Genomic DNA, 16921 nt, shown 5'->3' on the forward strand with positions numbered 1-16921 from the left:
GACGTGAGCGCCACCACATGGAGAATCAGCAGCAAGGAGCAAGAATGAGAATCGGTCTGATCCTTAATCCAGGTTTTCAATCCGTGTGTTTCGGGGCCGTCGCCGCGTTCGACGTGGCCAACAAGCAAGCGGGCGAGAAGCTTTACGACGTGCGTGTCCTATCGGAAGAAGGGGGACTGGTCGCCTCGTCGCTGGGCATGCAGGTCATGACCCACGGGTTCGATGATGCCCCCTACGACACCTTGATCGTTGCCGTCGGCCTGGAGATACCGACATCGTCGCCTGGGCTGATTCGGCTACTTCGCGCCGCCGCCCGCGACGCTCGACGCGTCGCAGCGATCTGCCTGGGCTCGTTTGTTCTAGGAGACGCCGGGCTCCTGAACGGTCGGCGCGCCACCACGCATTGGCGTTATGCTCAGGCCCTGCAGGACCGGTTCCCCAGTTGCCATGTCGACATGGACAAGCTCTTCATCTCGGACGGGCCGATCTGGACATCCGCCGGCATGACCGCCGGAACGGATCTCGTCGTCGGCATGATCGAGCGCGATCATGGTTCGGACGTCGCCCGCTCGGTCGCCAAGGGCATGGTCATGTACCATCGCCGCTCGGGCGGCCAGTCGCAGCATTCCACCTTGCTGGATCTGAGCGTGAACGAGGACAGGATCCAGCGAGTGCTGGACTACGCGCGCCAGAATCTTTCAGAGACCCTGGCAATCGACGACTTGGCTGAGGTCGCCTGTCTCAGCCCGCGGCAATTCACGCGACTGTTCCGGTCGGAGACCGGCACGACCCCGGCAAAGGCCGTGGAGGCGCTGCGGGTCGAGGCCGCGAAACTCATGCTGGAGCAGAGCCGTCTGCCGATCGAGGTGATCGCACGCGAAGCGGGCTTCGCCAATCGGGAACGGATGCGTCTGGCGTTTGGCCGCGTGCACGGCGAGGTACCGAGGGCGATCCGCAATGAAGCCGGACCTCTCGCCACGCTCTAGGTTCGCAAGGGAAACGGGTCGTCAGTTTGGAGGCCCGACCCTTGCCCGATCCGAGGCTGGCGTTGCCGCGGAGGCGTGCCCAGCACCTGCGAAAAAGCGGTACAGCGTGCCTGCCGCCACGATCAGCACGACGACGTTGGCAAAGACGAACAGTGCCGGTGCGAGTGTGCGGGCGATACCTTCATCGCCGAGCATTAGAAGGCGGATCGGCGCCGCCGCAAGCGCCGTCACGCCGAAGGTGAAGGCCCAATACGATGGCGCGAGGGGTTCACGAAGGATCCAGGGCAGCAGCCTCAGCAGGATCACTGCCTGGAGGATGCCATATCCGATCATGCCGTGGGCTAGCAGCAGCGGAGCCTGCGGCGCGACCGCGATGAGGGAGACTGCGCCGACCACCGGCGGGGCGAGCTGGATTCCAAGGGTCGGCCGAAGCGCATTCGCCATTCCCGGCGCCGTCAGCAGCCGATGCAGCAGCACGGATTCGATCGCGAGCCAGCCGAAGAAGCCGGCGCCGAAGACGTACTGCCCGAGATCGGGGAAACCGAGGGCGGCGCCGACCGTGGCGGCGACGAAACTACCGGCGACCGTCGGCAGATAAAGCACCGGCGTCGTATGGCTGGGATCGCGTTCGCCCATCCAGAGGCCGCCGGTTCGCCAGACGGCAAAGCCCGCCGTGAACGCCGCTCCCACGACATAGAGTGCAAGAGCGACACCGTAGACGTAGGGAATGACGCCTCCAGCCACTAGGATCGTGGCGACGCCGGCCAGCCCGATGAAGCAGCACTGCACTGGGTGAGCGGCTTCCGTCAGCGCGAGCTCGCGCGCCACGAGCCATTTCAATCCGTAGAGCGTCGTGACCGCGAGCCACACGAGTCCGGCAGCCAGCATGAGCGACTCTCCGACGAGAGCCGGCAGCCCCCAGGCGAGATGGGCGGCGCGCCAGGCGCCACCGAGCCCTGCTATGCCGAGCACCATTCCGAAGAACGATGCCGGCACGATCGGGATGTTCGATATTCTCATCGATCTGTCTTTCGAAACGGCCGCACGCAATCGCAGGCTCCCTGTTAGCACCCGGCCGTGGCCGGCCAGCCCGCGAGCACGATCTTGCCCTTGGCGCGGCCGCTCTCGATCAGGACATGCGCCCGGCGTAGATTTTCGGCCGAAATCGTCCCGAAGACTTCGGTCAGGGTGGTGTTCAGCGTACCAGTGTCGACCAGCCGGGAGACCTCGTTGAGTAGTGCTCCTTGCTCTGCCATGTCGGCCGTGCCGAACATCGAGCGGGTAAACATGAACTCCCAGTGCGTCGACACGCTCTTCACCTTGAAGGACGACACGTCAAGCGACGCCGGGTCATCGATCAGGGCAAAGCGGCCCTGCGGCGCGATGAGCTTGGCTATTTCGCCAAGATGCAGATCGGTGTTGGTGGTCGAGAACACGAAGGCGGGCTGCCCGGTACCCAGCCGTTCGATCTCCGCCGCGAGCGGTTTCGAATGATCGATCACATGATGTGCGCCGAGGCTGCGGCTCCACTCGGCCGTCTCCGGACGCGAGGCCGTGGTGATCACGGTGATGTCGGTGAGCCTGCGGGCGAGCTGCGTCGTGATCGATCCGACCCCGCCGGCGCCGCCCACGATCAGGAGTGCGTTGGCAGCACCCGGCACGGGCTTGCGGATGTCGAGCCGGTCAAAGAGGACCTCCCAGGCGGTGATGGCGGTGAGCGGCAGCGCCGCGGCCTCCGCGAAGCCGAGTGAGGCGGGCTTCTTGCCGACGATCCGCTCATCGACCAGATGGAACTCGGCGTTCGTCCCCATGCGGCCGAGCGCACCGGCATAGAAGACCCTATCGCCTGGCGCGAATAGGCTCACTTCCGGACCAACCGCTTCGACGGTGCCGGCGGCGTCCCAGCCGAGCACCTTGAACGTGCCCTGTTCGGCCGATGGCCGCATCCTCATCTTGGTGTCGACAGGGTTCACGGACACGGCTTCGATCCGCACGAGGAGATCACGTCCCGCCGGCTCCGGCCGCGGCAGATCGACGTCGGTAAGGGATGCCGGATCATCGATGGGAAGAGGGGAGCTGACGCCGATAGCTTTCATGATAGGACCTCGCGATAGGAGTAGATGTCCGAGACCTATCGATCGACAACCGATACCGACAGGACGTAGATGCCGTCATTCGGGCCACGGGACAGACAGGGTGAGGACCACCGGCCCTCGGATACAAGTTCAGACCCGCGCGATCACCATGATCGTAAAGATCCGGCAGAAGCGGCTTGTGCCGGTCCACGGCTCATGCCGCATCGTTCGGCATGAGCGCGTCGAAGCTTCGTCCATTTGACCCTGAAGCCAGGCGGCTAGCCGAGGCGGATGTTCCACAGATCGATCGAAACGACGAGCGGATCGGTCGTGAAGCTACTGTCAGGCTGCCTGGCATAGATGCGCCTTCTCGTCGGGAACTTGATGCCAGAGACCTCCTCATATCCGTCGATGATGTGAGCGCCAGGCGTGTTGCCTGCGATCTCGACGTCATAATCGTGACGCTTCAAAAGCCCGTCGCCGTCGAAATAGAGCGTTTGGACAGCGCTGTGCGTGGCGATCTCGGTTGGGAAACGGACGGCGAGACGGCGCCAGTCCGCGCCATCGGCCTGCCAAGGCTCAAGCTCTTCGGTCTCGACGCCGGGCCAGGCGAGTAAAAACGGTATGTTCAAATATGTCCACATGGCGCAGCCGGCGAAGTACGCCAGTTGCAGCTCCGTCCAGGGCGTCTGAAGTGTGTGGCCGGCGAAGCTCGCACGCGGCTGCAGAAGCTCTTCGAGAACGGTTCCGTCTTCGGCTTCCAAGGCAACGCGTCCGGGCTCGAATCGTGAGCGGCGATTGTTGGAGCCAAAGGGAGCATGCGAAGCCCACTCCGTCTTGAGCCCCACCGTGACGGTGGTGTGCTCGAGCGTCTGGGGGTGGCCCTTTAGCGGCCACAAAACGCCGCCCTGCACGAGATCGGCGCAGACCTGCTCAAACTGCCGCCAACGCTGGAGGCCTCCATGAGCTTCGATCGCAAGGTTTTTAAGTGGTGTCATGAGATGCTCCTGGCAGGACACGCGCAAAATGGCGTGGCTTCTGGCATGGAAACTAAGCCGCCGCTCGCGTCCGTCGAACGTCTTAGATGCCTTGTTTCCGGCCACGGTCTTTGAACTGGCGAAGCCTTGTGTAAACAGGAGCAGACTGAGGCCGCTGCCGACGCAATAAGACGGAGAGCGCGGCATCCTTCGAAAACGGCGTCCTCTGATTCGAAGCGAAAGGCTCGGTTAATATCTGCTGCGATGCCCGACCATAAAAGAGATACCTATGTACGACCGATCCAAGCTATCCGCGTTGATCCGCTTCGCACGCTTCGATGCGGTTTCCTTTGTAATCGACGTCTATCCGGGCGACGGCGACTGGACGCGGCTGTTCTCCGACGTTGTGGGACCCGAAGGTCGGGGGTCTTCAGCTTCGTGCCGGCCGAAGTCGCCCATCTCAAGAACGATCCGGTCGGCCTGATGCGGACACTTGCGGGGGAGCCAAGGCGAGAGAACGTCGAGGCCTTTTCGGCAGATCTCGTCGCAATGCCGGAGGTTACGCAGCCACTCATGTCCCGTGGCTGCACCTGTTCTACCACGATCTCCACACGGCGCTGATGCAGGCTAAACAAACGAACGCCTTGAAGGGATGTGAACCAAAGACCCGACGGGCCTGATGAAAGCAACGCACTGAAACCATGAGGAGATGCTAGGTTACGGAGTGAGTTTTTCCAGCCGTAGCGCGTGTGCTGCCGGCGTCCTATACGAAATGACTGTGGGCAAATACGGATCGACTTGACCGAAGTCGTGATGCTTGGCATAAAAACGCGGCCCTACTCGCGGGCCGGTGTGCCCGCCACGCAAAGCTATGTCAGCGTTTTCCATACTGAAGCGTCACTCCGTGCCAAAAGGCATGGTCTGGCCATTAGCGGGCACATGGTCGGATCATTTCAGGATATGGATATGACCGAAGCAACAAAACTCAACAGCCTTAAGCATCTTGCTAAACAGTACGCGCGTGCCAACAGGATCACGCTAAACCACGCGCTCAACTTGGTTGCGGCGAAGCTGGGTTTCGCCAACTGGACGAAACTCGTCTCAGCTAGCAAGAACGATTGGATCCCCAGTTCGGAACAGATGACGAGCGTTGAGGCCTTCGTAGCCCATGCTCTTCCGGCGGCGGATTTTCAAGCTGGGCACCCCGAAGCAATGACCCGCCGCTTCGCATGCCTTGAGCAAGCAGAGCAGGGCATGATCGAAGGTCACGAATACCGCATTCAAGTGGCCTTGCACGACGTCGTCATGGTGGGAGATGGGTGGAGCATCACAGTGCCTGAGAACCCAGGGGCTCGCCCAATCGTCCAGACATCCACCGAAAATGACGGAAAATGCCCGGTGCTTAACCCTGAGTTCCTGCAACAGGCGCTCACATTGGCGAGACAGCGCGCTGCCCAGGTTCGTGGCGAAATCTCCACGGATTGGCCCCGGCGCTCCACAAAGCCCGACCATGAAGGCATGGTTCGCCACCCCCTCTGGGGCGACGAGTCTGCAGTCTGGTTTTGCCTACGATGCGATGGAAAAATCAACGGCCCTCAGATCGCTCAGAGCCTCTGGCATTGCCCTGATTGCGGTGCATCTCCACTCGATATCTTCAACACGGCGTTCTGGTGCGAAGACGGGGGGAAATCTCTCCCGCCGGTGAAGGCCGACGGCGCCAAAGACAATGATAAGCCCGATTTCCGGGTAGTCAATGACAGGCCCAAGCTTGACCTAAACCCGGAGAAGATCACTCTGCTCATCCGAAGCGCATTGCTCGATGATGCGACGAACATTAGCGAAAAGCTGGGTGCGCTTCAGGCTGAAATCACTGTCGATGACGAGAATGACGTCTGGATCTCGCTTGAGGAGGATTTGTGGCCGCACGACAAAGAGCCCATTCAGGCTTTGATTGTGGCTGCACAGCTTGGTCTCGAGGTCGAACTCGAAACGATGTGGTCCACCATACCTTTCCACTGGCCGGGACTGGGTGAGCTAACCTCGAGCACGAGAGAATATACGCAGATGATGCTGGATGCGTACGCGCAGTACGATTCTTCACCAGATAGCAAAACGTAGTCCTTTTGCGACCAACCATCTTGCCCAGAAACGTATGCTGTTGTTAAGTTGGTTAGTCACAATCCCTTTGCATCAGTGCTGGAGGCTCAGGGCAATCGTGATCGTTGCGCGGCAATCATTTGCAACAGGAGCCGGCACATGACCGGCTACCGTGCAAAACTGGCATGAACTGCGGCGCGCGTGCGCCGCGGTTGGCCTGCCAAGATGGCATTGCGAAGTGGTCACGAAGCCGAGATTACTTTTGAGCCAACTCCGGCGTTTACGAATCCGCGGAGCCGCTCTATGGCGCGGCGACCGCGCCGCCCGTCGGCTTCTGGCGCAAGACATCCTGCGCAAGCGCAGCCAAGCCTTCTATTCCTTTGCGCATGTCCGTGACCCCGCACGCAAGATAGACCCGAACGCCGGTCCCAGGTCCGATCATGCCGCTTCCACCGCCCGGATGAGCTGCGTCAGGGCGGTCGTATCGACCGAACTGCCGAAGCGAAGCGTGCGGCCGCAACTCAATCGCAGTTCGACCACGCCGGAGGACATTTCCCGGTCATCAGCGGCATTCATCTGCACCGCTTTCACGTCTACGGGGATGAACAATGCATTCGACGACGCCGAGAGAAGCCCCTTCTTCTTCAGCTCGCTACGCCAGGCGTAAATCTGCTGGCGCGTAATATCGTGCCGATGGGCAACCTCTGTGATGGTTGCGCCAACATCCCCAACCGACATGACAATCGCGAGCTTCTCAGCGTCGCGCCATCGGCGCCGCCGCTCTTGCCCAAGAATTTCAACGCGCATCGCAATCCCCGCATAAGACACGTCGCTAACGACGTCGTTAAACACGTGTCTTAGGCCATCAAGGCCTTATGCGGCAGGCGGCGCCAATCGGGCGGTTACCCTTGACCTCGTCCGGCCATTGGCGATGAGCCTCACGTCGGCCCCGCCGCGTCGTGAGAACCTCCAAAGTAGTATCCATGGAGAAACTCCTTGTTGCTCTTCCATGGAAAGTCGATCACAGACCAGGCGACATCCGGCAACGTGGGAGCAGAACACCGGTTACCGCCCCTGTTATGAGTCTTTAAATGCGGCTGTCGAGTTGACACATAGACTTTGCACTTTCGAACGGCCGCTTGGGGGCCAGCAGCCGACGAGATGCTTCCGTACGAATGTATTCTAATCGACCAGCGCCACGTCGAGAGCCTTCCTGCGCCCATCTTCCAACACCGCAATTGAGTATGTGACCGTCGCTCCCTTAATCATGCTGCCCCATATGGCGGCGGCAACCGTTGATCTGGATACAAAAGTGTCTTCGGCATCCGCGCATTCAAGAAATGCGAATGTTGGTTTACGCCCCTGAACTTTCATGCGCCCGGTGTAACGTCGAATATCTGAAATTGTTAGGGACTCTTCCCGAATTTCTGATTTCCGTCCAACTTGTAAAAATGATGGTCTCGCCGCCTCCAAGCTGTCTAAAAGCGAAGTGAGCTCGACCACAAGCTGGTATCCGATCTCGTTTGAAGTTCTTGAAATTATCCGTTTTGCGCGAACGAGATGTTCAGCGAGCGTTGCGTCGACGATGCCAGGTTTCAATGCGCTAAGAAACTGACGCATTTCCAGCGCTGTCACTACTATGGCATCCCCGTTGTCGCGGTTAGTCAGAAATTCAATTTTTCTAGCGAAGATTTGTATCTGCAGGTCGGTGAAAATCGTCTCGAACCGAAACGTTGAAAACCCAATTTCTCTAGCACGAGTGACATGAGCCTGCGCACCCGCGAAGTCCAGATCATAAAGTTTCGATCTTGCAGCCTCCCGTAAAATTTCTGGCGCATTCGGGCTGAGCTTTAGTGCGAGGTCAAATTGATCGGCAGCGCCCCGAAAATCACTGTAAGCACGCATAAGAAAGCCGCCGTAGAAGAAATAAAGCTGCGGCTGGGTTTGGTCGAGCTCAATCGCGGTCTGATATGCCGTGCTGGCCCGAACATGATCGGACTGTTTGAACGCGACAAGAGCCTCGCATCGGTAAACTTCAAAGTAGTCGGGATTTGCAATTTTCGTATCTTCGATGATGTCAAACGCCTCATCAAAGTTCTCATTATTAGCCGCGGCAAGTGCACGGCGAAGTTTTTGAACGGCAAGAGCTTCCGATTTTGAGCGAACAACGAACGTCCGGAGGTTGAACAAGTCATGAGCGGCAGCGCCACGCTCAGCTTGATATGTGCCTTCTATCGTTCGATATTTCGCTAGGAAAAGTTTGCTGTCATCGAGTGAAATATTAAGCACGCGGACTATGTAGGATTTAGCGAACGGCTTGATTTGATAGCTCGTTTCAAGCTTATTCTCTGTCGTCTGCTCTAAGATAGCGAACTGAATTAATTCAGCAAACGCAGATTCCACGTCTTTCGCACTAAGTTCTCCAACATGTTGCACTATAATCGGTGATACCGAGGACGGTAACTGCGCCATGATCGAAAGTATTTTCTTGGCGTTTTGCGATAGTGAACTGAAGACGTTCTCCATACAGAAATGAAGTGCGGTCTTCGGGTTTCGGATAATGGAATGAGGTGTCAGGCCTGACGACACGCCAAGGGCAAACCACTTGAGAAGAAGCGGCTTGTGGCCAAGCCTGCTCACGTATAGTCGAAGCTCTTCATTGGTAGCCTTTTTCAAGCCAGCAATGTTGTAAACCGATATCAGGATGCGAAGGTAAGAGATCGCTTCCTTTTCCGAAAATGCGTCAATTTGGACGGTGAGGTCCGCACCAAGTGGAACCCTTGAGGTAAAGATGATTTTGCTGGAACCGGGGACGTCCTGCGCAAACGACCGTACCGATTCATCTAGGATTGTCTCAAGATTGTCTATAACGAGCAAAATCTTGTTGAATTCGAGTAGCTTCCGCACGCGCTCCAGCGCAGGTAGGTCATTTTGCTCAAAAAGACCTGCAACTGCCTCAAACATTTCGAGTGAACTGTTGATCGCATCTTCTATACGTTCGATTTCAGCGGTAGTCAGCTTTGAGGATTTTGCCGAGACCCAGACGATCGCATCAAACCCGTGATCATTGGAATCAAGTAATCCATACAACGTCTGAAGCGTGATCGCGGTCTTGCCGTTCCCGCCATCGCCTAGAACAGTAATAACTGGATGCCGCGCGAGTATCTTTTTCTTGAGTTCTTTTTCTAGGGCCGGCCGGGGGAAAAAACCAGTATCATCGTAGTCGGGCGTGGGAAGGTTGTTGAAGACGCCAGAAAAACTACCGTCTTCTATAAACGCTACAGCCAACCGCATTACCGATTGAGGGTCATCATGATACTGTTTGAACGTTTCGGTTAGTGTAGGCCAGATTCCGGGGCTTTTGATTAAGTCACCCGCTAGCGCGAACGCCCTGCCATACTCATCGATTGTCAACGGTCTGCCATGCATCACCGAATTTCTGACAGAGATTGATCGCTCAAACTCCGACCTCTTGGCGAGATAATGCGAGCGCAACGATGTCGGTAACTTGTGCTTGTGTCTTAGAATTGTCGAATATTTATCGCCGATGTCCAAGCCTTGGAGGAGTTCGACGTCTAGCACATTGTCGTTTGACACTTCGTCTTGAGCAATACGGGAAAGTGCTTTGGTGCGCTCGTCATCACTCAACAGCCTTTCGTCATCGGCAATAGTCACGCCTCGTAGAGTTTTAATCATGTCCTTTTCGATAGAATCGAAAAAAACGAATAGTGCGATCCGTTGATAGCTCGCCAAGGCACGCCCTCCTGTTTCGATATTTTCTATCAAGACGAGCAAATACAATCAAGGGTTCACCTGGTTCACCTTCGGAATTGCACCCCTTAACTACCAGGGCTAGATTAGCGCGGCAGTCCAAGCGCTCCGGCATGGAGCGCGATGACGCCAATTAGCAATTCTGATATCGATTCAGCTTTTCACGGCGCTTGTTCAGGCTCTGTTTAAAAGAAGACTGGGTATATCCAAGACTTGCCAACCCCTTTGCTATGCTGGCGCGAATACTTCTGCACGAAAGGGTAGATGATGCTCGCTGGCCGTCCTTCGAGGGAAGCAAGATAGAACAGCCCGAAACCCAGCGCCTGCGGTTTCGTAGACAGCGGGCATAAATAAAGGTTGGTGACTCTCTTGCGCAGAAACAGGGAATTGACGGCTTCCCCGAGGACGGCAGCAGTCACGAATGGATCGTTTGCTGTGGTGAAGAAGTTGAGGTCTTCCGTGCTTCTGGCCGAAGCGGAGGCAAGTCGGTCCAGCCGCAATATGCTCTCCTGATACATATCAGGGCTCAATGGCGGAAAGCAGTGGATCTGCACCAGGCGCGCCGATTCCTTTTTGGTGACGACTTGGCCCATTAGGTTGTGCTCGTAACCAACGCCCATCATAAGGACATCGTGTTGCATTTCAGGAATATGTGCACCTTCGTATCCCGCAACCTGCCTGACGTCCGATTTGTCGTCGAGCGAGAATTGGGTGTCGACCTTCTGGGAGTAATGCTCCGGCTCGGTGTAGACGAACTCCACATCCTTCACGCCGTACATCTTGAAATACCGCAGGAACAGCAAGATGTGCGGATGAAGGAAGCCCGTGATGTCTACGCAGATCGGCTGCGGGTTGGCTGGGTCGTATCCGCTTTTCTCCAGTCCCACCCGAACGAGATCGGCTTCGTAGGTCGGCAGACCGTCGACTATCTCTCCCGCGGGATATTCATGAGACTGATAAGAATATTCTGGCAGTATCCACCACACTTTTCGATTTGCGGTCACCTTCGTGAAAAGCTGTGAAACTCGTTCATTTTCGTTATACGCGGAGATGAAGATACCACGTTGCCGCCCTTGCTCCGCTGTATCGAACAATCGTTTCGCGTCTATCAAATAACCGATATTCAACATCACAGCAGACTCTTCTGCTTTTCATCTGAGGCACTGCTTACGAACATTCCGCTTACCCGTTTCAGAAACAGGGCGCGCAAGTCGTCCTTCTTTTCGTCATCAAGGATGGCATTCGCCAGCTCCATCTGGAGCTGCAATGTTCCGCGCCTGTGAACGGAGACGCCCCACCGCGGCGCGAGCATCGGACCTAGCTGATACTTTCCGCCCAAATCGCGGTGGTTCTTCCCCTTATGGCCCAGCGGGACTTTAATCAGGTACGACCAGTGCTCGGATGCTTGCAGGACTTCTTTCGCGTTCCTAGTCAACTTCTCCTCGTCGACGGCAAAGGTGCACAAATCGCACTCAGACGGCTTGTCGCTGTATCTGATTGTGCGGAAAAGGACCGCAAGCGCCTCGACGCTCTCTCTTGCCTCTACACCAAACGTATCCGGTTGAGCATCTTCCCAGAACCAAGCCGCGCTATCCAGCACACCGAGAGACTGAGATTCTACACTTATGACATGGCCGCCGACAAACGGGCGCTCCCCGCTAAACAGTGAACGACGGTATATCTGTTTCAATATCCCGATTAGATTTCTCGGAATTCCCTGCGAAAGGTGGATTAGCGTGTCCAGACCGCAGTAAGGGACATTCTGCCCGCAATCCCGGTATAATTGGGCCAGCAAATCCGAGTCGAAGTGGGCCAGAACGTCTCCGTATCCAGAAGATTTCCGATCGCCGGCCAGATATGATTCCGTTAGTTTTTTGATGCTCTCAGCTGTTTGCATGAGTTTCGATGCACTATCCGACCAGTCGCGATAAAGCAGGAAAATGTTGAGTTTTTCGAGCAGAGGATTGTCGCGGACGGTGAGGCAGTCAACTAATCGCTTGTGCCATTCAGCGGGCCGATCGAAGTGGTCCGAGAGTTGTTTCTTCAGCTTGCGGAAGTACGGTCGCTCCTTCCCGGCTTTGTCGCGACTTTCCAGCAGTTTCAAAAGTGGCTTCTGATAATTGTTGTCTTTGTCGAGCTCTTCAAAAAAAACGCTCAAATTCGCCTGACCGGCGGCCACGACCGAGCCGGATTGCTGAAGGCGTCTTACCACAAGCTTAGAAGCGAAAATTTTGTAGTCTTGCTCGTGATCGCGTAGGAAAGCGTCCAGCTCCAGTTGCAAGAATTCTGACCCGCGCTTGATTGGTTCGCCCGAGCCTAACGTCCGATAGGTGCGAATGCCGTAAAGCCGTGCACCGATGCGGAAGGTGGTGTTCCCGGACCGATACCTGATCAAGGTATTGAGGAACCTCTGTTGCTCGGATGTGAAGTTCTCCGCCTCGTCGATGAGATAGGTGACAACCGTCTCAGAGAATCCGACGCTTACGTTCGCAAGCGTGGCAGGGACGCCAAACACAAGTCTCCCGGGCGAAAACGGGATTTCGATGGGGTCCATGTGCCCAGTTACGGCAACATTGTTAGCCGCGTAGTCGATCTTTTTTCGCAGCCGGGTTAGAAAAGCGATCAACCCGTCGATTGTTTCGGTTTCAAGATCGATCTCGATGTCGAAAAGCCCTGTCACGCCTTTCACGAAGGCCTTCTCATCGAATTCGTTGACGGTCGGGCTGCGTATTGCCTCGCCGATCGATGCCAGTAGGCTCGTCGCCAGCCACAGTTCGAAGTACATATTAAAGATGGCCAACCACAGATCGGGAGACTGGCCTTTCCCGGCGAACTTATGTGAGTTCAGGCCTTCGGCGGGGACGTAGATGCCTAAGTATCCGTCGTTGGCTACCGCCGCGCCCAGATCGCCGCCACACAGGGCAGCGCGCACAGGCGCTGAGCAATACCGCATCAGATGGGTCTTGCCGCTTCCCTTTCCGCCGAGGATGAGCATCGGCGTCCGCAATTTTGGCTGAAGCAGTTGCACCAGTCCGCCATCGTTGTTCGATATGTCCACCCAGTATTCGACTATCTCCGCCGCGGAAAAGTCGGAGGCCTTAACCAGATCAAAGGGATTTTCCTCAAGGCGAGTGATCATGCAAGTGCTCCGATTTTCGGGTAACGCCGGAACGCGGGAACCCACTCCACCTGCGCACCGTTGGCCCGCTCGCCCCATATTATGGGGAGCGTATTGTCGGGTGTATTGTGGTGGAAGCCGAAAAGCATCTGGCTGTCTTCGAAACCGCCAGCATGACCAGGACATATGAGCTGTCCATAGTGCAGCGCCAGACCTCTGAGAATTCCAGCGTCTATGCCCGACGGCACTACCTTCAGATAGCGCGACTGGTCGGATAGGCATCTGTACGAGTCGTCAAGCTCGATGACGGCAGTGCAGTTGTCGCCGAACAGGCTGTTTTTTCGTGCTTTGTCCATACCCGCCTTAGTCCCGAACAGGGAATAATAGCAGAACTTGGCGCTCGACTTCAGGTCTCGCAAGTCCGCTAGCAGGTTCTTGGAATAGTCGACCGCCGTCTGCCCCGATCCACAGACGTCGTCGACGAAGACATACTGCTCGACCTTCTCATCTGCGATCTTTCTATTGAATTTTCCATCCGACAGCGCGACCCGTTCGATAATCTGTCCAGAATCCAGAAAGTTCCCCTTAGCGAGCGAGTTCTCCTGCCGGAAATAATAGAGCAGATGGACCCCGCTTTCCGAAGGGTTTCCTATGCCAAGAAATCTGGTCGCTTTAATTTTCTCGTCGAGGAGGGGACCTAGGACCGCGAGATCGCGGCTCCCTCCATTCGAAGTCCTAATCTCTTGGATGAGCGGAACCAGAAACAGGTCGCGGTAGAGAGTCTTAAGAAGAACCCGTATCTCTACGCTGCCATAATAGAGAAACTGGGAAAGCCAGTAGAGAGCGTGCAAACGTTCAACGTCTACGTCATTGCCCGACTTACCGTTGAAGTTCATCAGCCATTCTTCGACAAGGGGTCGATTAATGCGGCCCTCCCAAAGTCTGTCATTGAGCACGGTTATCCGATCGAGCAGCGCATTTCTCGTGGAAACGGGTTCGTCGTCCTCGGGTTCGGGAAGGATGGAACTGATATCACTGATCAGACTCATCCGGCCGCCTTTCGAATACAAGCACCCACTCGCGCATGATGACTGCAGATGTCTTATTTCGCGCTGTCATTAATCCTCTTCCCTTGATGGTATCGACCAACTCCAGCTTGACCTCGAAGCCCGATCGGAGCGCCAGCAGCTTCATGAATTCCGATGTTTCGAAGTTCTCACCGCAGATCGTATTGTTGCCCACGATCATCACCAAGCGTCCGCCGGGGCGGAGGACCCGCCTCGACTCCACGAAGACCTGGCTCATTTCCACGAGATAGTTGAAGACGACGGCAGCTCGCATCGCGTTCTTTTCCGCAATCATGCGGATGAAGGCGTCTGCTTCGGGCATTCCCATCTCGGCGTAGTCGCCAAGCATGTTCTTCGAAAATCGCTCGCGCCCTATGCTTTTCGAATCTAGTGCCCTCATCTGCTGGACCGATGCCATTCCAAGCCAGCCGATGCTCAAGCTGGAGGATCTTATGTATTTCTGTGCACCTGCATATGGCGGTGACGTTATAATGAGATCGACACTGGCAGCCGAGAGTTCGCTCTCACAAATCGACGGATCGCGGAGAGATCTGGCGTCATCGCCGACGCAGGCGTTTTCGCCCAAAGGGTCTTGAAGCTCAAGGGTAGATATCCTCGCGGAGTTTACCCTGAATGCTTGGTCGAACAAATCCCAAACGTTGGGGTCGTCTTCGAGCGCCCTCCCAGGCGCAACGATCCCGGCTTTACGGCGAACCGGAACCGAGAACCGAGGGTCGGCACGGCTGCAGGCTCTGGCGACACCCGAGAAAATCACCCATAGAAGGTCGGTTACATCACCCTCGGGTTCTCCTTCAATTGCGCCGCGCAAGCGAGCCAAGCGGCCGGTCGTCTCTTCACTGTACCAAAGTCCGATGTTCACGACTTCGGGCGGCACGACGTCCTTCGCTTCGATATACCGTGTCTGAACTCGTGCGAAGGCGCTCTCGAGTTCGTCGAGATTGACACGCGTTATCTTCGCTTTAGTGATGGCTCTCGCCAGAGGATTAACGTCAGACCAGTACGCAACATTCCCGGCAAGGACCGTTTCGAGGGCGACCGTGCCCGATCCGCTGAACGGGTCCAGTACAACAGCACCACGAGGAACATGCCTCCGCGCGGCCAGGAAGAAGTGTGCGATATGCGCTAGCAGCTTTGCCGGATACGGATGGATGTAATGGCTGGCTCTTTCGCCCTTTATCCAATGCACTAGGTTCCGGAACGAAACCTGGATCGCCGCCTGTTTGACGGCATAGTCGCCGACAAAACGGTCGAACTCTAGACTGGTGTCGACTGGATAGGCAACCCAAGGCTTTGATCGTTCGACACCACGCTGGTCAGCAACCCGATCGTCCGACGCGTTCTCAGCTGCCGAACTCGCAGAATGCGTCTCAGTGCCTGCCAAAAATCCATTTGCACTCATGGATTTGGCAAGGCTTTCAGCGCCGGGAAACGAGAGAGCAACTCTTCCCATTCGCGGGCGGACAGCCCACTTGTTTCCCGGGACACCCGGTTCCCGCCAACGAATGCTTGCAGTACATCAACCGCCTGTGCTGACAGCGTGACCGAATTGAGTCTGAAATCGAGAAAGGCTTCGTGGGTTAATGGCACCCACGAGGCAACGATTTTGAGAATCTCGTCGGCGTATACACGTATCTCGTACTGGGCGTGCGGATCGGCGCGTAGACGCAGAAAATGAAGGAGGTTGTGGAGATTCACCTTCCAGTACCACTGGGTATAGGTGCTCAGGGTGAGATTGATGCGTGCCAGTTCTCGAGCAAGGCTTGACCTGTTCTGGTCCGTAATATCGCCGCGCTCGTCTTCGTTGATCATCCATGCATAGTGATTATAATTTCTCTCCGCATCTTCCCTCAGGAGAGCAATAATCTGCGCGGCCTGCTCCCTGTCGACGGAGTTGCCTCGTCCTTGACGATTGGACTTAGACTGCTCGGCGATCTGCGTGGTCTCCGGAATATAAAATTCCCGATCCAGGATCGAATATCGGGCCGAATACTCATTCAGGCTCGCAGTGCGATGCCTTACCCACTGCCGGGCCACGAAAATCGGCAGTTTCACATGCAGCTTGATTTCGGCCATCTCGAATGGGGTGCTATGCGAGTGCCTCATGAGATACCGAATAAGACCCCGATCCTCTGAGACTTTCTTAGTCCCCCGGCCGTAGGACACCCGCGCGGCCTGTATAACAGCGGCATCGTCACCCATGTAGTCGATTACGCGTACGAAACCGTGGTCCAACACCGGGAGAATGTTAAAAAGGATATCTTCGATTTTTGCCACCGTGGGACGAAGCGTTTGCGAAGCGTTCGAGCGGGCCGCTTCGATCTCCTTTTGCTGTTCCGGTGTAATAGTCAATTTCTACCCTTACCATTAGAAATGTTGTAGTTCGTGGCCCCACTACCGACTAACCTACAATGGTCCCGGTCCAATGCGCAATGTAAGAGTCACGCCTTCTCCGCCTGATCTCGCATAACGGAAAGCCATCACTTGACCTACGGCTGAATCGCCAGACACTGCGCGTAACCGAGCATCGGGCGCGCCAGCGCCGTTATGATCAACGGATGGTCCTGAACATGCCCGGCGCGGCAATGCGACTGCGCAGCAGGTCACGGGCAATGGTCTGTTTCGTGGTTTGGGGTGCGGACGTCCTGACCGGCGGCGTGCAGAACGAGGTCCTCGAGATGCACGAACTCACCTCGAGCCGGGTAGCGTCACGGTGGCGTCGATGAGGGCCGCAGAAGGCTTTGTAACTGGAGCAGATCTGGTGGCAGAAGGGATTCCTGTTTTTTGTGAATCATGATTCACTTCCTTTATG

General features: G+C 56.4%; 13 protein-coding genes and 1 pseudogene. 3 read left to right on the plus strand and 11 right to left on the minus strand.

The window, feature by feature from the left end; all coding sequences use genetic code 11:
* The first annotated feature begins 44 nt into the window (after positions 1-44).
* Positions 45-986, plus strand: coding sequence for a GlxA family transcriptional regulator (locus ATY29_RS09825; RefSeq protein ID WP_097536330.1), 942 nt, complete (start codon positions 45-47; stop codon positions 984-986).
* 21 nt (positions 987-1007) lie between these two features.
* On the opposite strand, the gene tehA is transcribed toward ATY29_RS09825, so the two are convergent.
* The 3 genes from tehA to ATY29_RS09840 form a co-directional block, all read right to left on the minus strand.
* Positions 1008-2006 carry a dicarboxylate transporter/tellurite-resistance protein TehA gene (gene tehA / locus ATY29_RS09830; protein WP_097536332.1) on the minus strand — a complete coding sequence of 333 codons (999 nt, stop codon included), beginning with the start codon at positions 2004-2006 and terminating at the stop codon, positions 1008-1010.
* A gap of 44 nt (positions 2007-2050) precedes the next feature.
* Positions 2051-3082, minus strand: coding sequence for a zinc-binding alcohol dehydrogenase family protein (locus ATY29_RS09835; protein ID WP_097536334.1), 1032 nt, complete (start codon positions 3080-3082; stop codon positions 2051-2053).
* A 257-nt stretch (positions 3083-3339) separates the two neighbouring features.
* A complete protein-coding gene (locus tag ATY29_RS09840; protein WP_097536336.1) occupies positions 3340-4059 on the minus strand; it encodes a hypothetical protein in 720 nt (239 codons plus the stop codon).
* Between the two features lie 268 nt (positions 4060-4327).
* Here ATY29_RS09840 and ATY29_RS37615 point away from each other — a divergent pair.
* Both ATY29_RS37615 and ATY29_RS37620 read left to right on the plus strand, forming a co-directional pair.
* Positions 4328-4682: pseudogene (locus tag ATY29_RS37615) on the plus strand (class I SAM-dependent methyltransferase); the annotation flags it as partial.
* A gap of 322 nt (positions 4683-5004) precedes the next feature.
* A complete protein-coding gene (locus tag ATY29_RS37620; RefSeq protein WP_244597383.1) occupies positions 5005-6156 on the plus strand; it encodes a hypothetical protein in 1152 nt (383 codons plus the stop codon).
* 280 nt (positions 6157-6436) lie between these two features.
* Here ATY29_RS37620 and tnpB read toward each other — a convergent pair whose 3' ends face one another.
* The 8 genes from tnpB to thyX all read right to left on the minus strand — a co-directional run bounded on the left by tnpB (position 6437) and on the right by thyX (position 16461).
* A complete protein-coding gene (gene tnpB, locus ATY29_RS38180; protein WP_097536338.1) occupies positions 6437-6577 on the minus strand; it encodes an IS66 family insertion sequence element accessory protein TnpB in 141 nt (46 codons plus the stop codon).
* Positions 6574-6942 carry an IS66-like element accessory protein TnpA gene (tnpA, locus tag ATY29_RS09865; protein ID WP_165779419.1) on the minus strand — a complete coding sequence of 123 codons (369 nt, stop codon included), beginning with the start codon at positions 6940-6942 and terminating at the stop codon, positions 6574-6576. Before tnpA ends, tnpB begins: the two co-directional genes overlap by 4 nt.
* Positions 6943-7317: 375 nt before the next feature.
* Positions 7318-9936, minus strand: a complete 2619-nt coding sequence (locus ATY29_RS09870) for an NB-ARC domain-containing protein (protein WP_133118196.1) — start codon at positions 9934-9936, stop codon at positions 7318-7320.
* Between the two features lie 155 nt (positions 9937-10091).
* The gene (locus tag ATY29_RS09875) at positions 10092-11036 is read right to left on the minus strand and encodes a hypothetical protein (RefSeq protein ID WP_097536344.1); all 945 of its coding nucleotides are present in this window, start codon (positions 11034-11036) and stop codon (positions 10092-10094) included.
* A complete protein-coding gene (locus tag ATY29_RS09880) occupies positions 11036-13045 on the minus strand; it encodes an ORC-CDC6 family AAA ATPase (RefSeq protein ID WP_097536346.1) in 2010 nt (669 codons plus the stop codon). Before ATY29_RS09880 ends, ATY29_RS09875 begins: the two co-directional genes overlap by 1 nt.
* Positions 13042-14073 (minus strand): phosphoribosyltransferase-like protein, encoded by a 1032-nt coding sequence (locus ATY29_RS09885; RefSeq protein ID WP_097536349.1) that lies wholly within the window; start codon positions 14071-14073, stop codon positions 13042-13044. Before ATY29_RS09885 ends, ATY29_RS09880 begins: the two co-directional genes overlap by 4 nt.
* Positions 14057-15493 carry a hypothetical protein gene (locus ATY29_RS09890; protein WP_133118197.1) on the minus strand — a complete coding sequence of 479 codons (1437 nt, stop codon included), beginning with the start codon at positions 15491-15493 and terminating at the stop codon, positions 14057-14059. The genes ATY29_RS09885 and ATY29_RS09890 overlap by 17 nt, the downstream gene beginning before the upstream one ends.
* Before the next feature lie 14 nt (positions 15494-15507).
* Complete coding sequence (gene thyX / locus ATY29_RS09895; protein WP_097536353.1) at positions 15508-16461, minus strand: FAD-dependent thymidylate synthase; 954 nt, start codon at positions 16459-16461, stop codon at positions 15508-15510.
* Positions 16462-16921: the final 460 nt, after the last annotated feature.

This window comes from Rhizobium hidalgonense, from assembly GCF_002914525.1.
GTDB lineage: Bacteria > Pseudomonadota > Alphaproteobacteria > Rhizobiales > Rhizobiaceae > Rhizobium > Rhizobium hidalgonense.